Genomic DNA, 934 nt, shown 5'->3' on the forward strand with positions numbered 1-934 from the left:
CTTCCTTGTTCTCAAGCCTTTTCTCTGCGCTATTTCTGAACATTTACTTACTGTGATTGGTATAAAAAATTTTGGATGACAGAGGTTTGGGTATGGGTAAGTTAGTTGAAGGTGTTTGGCACGATGTGTGGTACGACACTAAAGAAAGCGGTGGTAAGTTTGTTCGTGAAGATGCAGGCTTTCGTCACTGGGTAGAGAATAAAGCGTCCGCGCAGTTTCAGCCTGAAAGCGGCCGTTATCACTTGTACGTATCATTGGCTTGTCCTTGGGCGCACCGAACCCTTATCTTCCGAGAGCTTAAAGACCTAACCGATCACATTGAGGTGACGGTTGTTTGCCCAGACATGATGAGTGATGGTTGGCAGATGGGGTTACCTGAGCCTCTGTTTGGCCATACGCGCATGCATCAAATCTACACTCAAGCCAAACCTGACTACTCGGGTAGAGTGACGGTGCCTGTGTTGTGGGATAAAAAGACTAACACCATTGTGAGTAACGAGTCGTCTGAGATTATCCGTATGTTTAACTCAGAGTTTAATGAACTGACAGGCAACACCGATGATTACTATCCGTGGGAACTGGCAAAGAAGATTGATGAGTGGAATGACTATATCTACCCAAACATTAACAACGGTGTGTACCGAACGGGCTTTGCAACGACACAAGAAGCCTACGAAGAAGCGTATGATGCGTTATTTGAAGCCTTAGACAAAGTAGACGCTCACCTTAGCGAACATCGCTATTTAGCGGGTAACGAGATTACAGAAGCGGATTGGCGCTTGTTTACCACTCTGGTTCGATTTGATGCCGTTTATGTTGGGCACTTTAAGTGTAATAAGCAGCGAATTTCAGACTACGTCCATATTCAGGGCTACTTAAAAGAGCTCTACCAGGTCGAAGGCATTAAAGAGACGACCGATTTTTATCACATCAA

Annotated in this window: 1 protein-coding gene; it reads left to right on the forward strand. The window is 45.1% G+C overall.

Going from position 1 to position 934, the window contains the following annotated elements:
• Positions 1 to 92: 92 nt before the first annotated feature.
• Positions 93 to 934, forward strand: an 842-nt coding sequence (locus AB4232_RS21710) for a glutathione S-transferase family protein (protein WP_372087992.1), incomplete at its 3' end; no start/stop codon positions are given.

Origin of the sequence: Vibrio sp. 10N.286.46.A8, from assembly GCF_041470165.1 — a bacterium.
Lineage (GTDB): Bacteria > Pseudomonadota > Gammaproteobacteria > Enterobacterales > Vibrionaceae > Vibrio > Vibrio tasmaniensis_A.